The following is a 327-nucleotide window of genomic DNA, read 5'->3' on the forward strand; positions in this document are numbered from 1 at the left end:
AAAACCCAAACTTTCGCTTCTTCCAATTTAGACAGAGCGGCCCCTGTATTATCATCAAATCACCAGATGCAGGCTTACCGACTTCAACATCAACGCCTTTGTCATGAGATTTAGGTTTATCTGGATCATCCGTCGCGTAATAGATCGAATTCACTGTTGATGTCTGAGTCGGACTTGGCGCTGATGGTAAGGTAAAGTCCGCATAACAACCTGTTGCTTTCAAAACTAAAAGTTCATCATTAACGCCACAATGCAGGCCTTCAGGGTGACAATTATCAAGCGTCCAATTTCCATGTATGAAACCATACGCCAGCTTCCCTGTCTCTG

1 protein-coding gene is annotated in these 327 nt (G+C 44.0%); it reads right to left on the reverse strand.

Features of this window, described 5'->3' with window-relative positions; all coding sequences use genetic code 11:
• Window positions 1-327 (reverse strand): hypothetical protein (locus tag A3761_RS27370; RefSeq protein ID WP_197472948.1); only part of this gene is annotated, 327 nt, incomplete at both ends.

The organism is Oleiphilus sp. HI0123 (genome assembly GCF_001635315.1).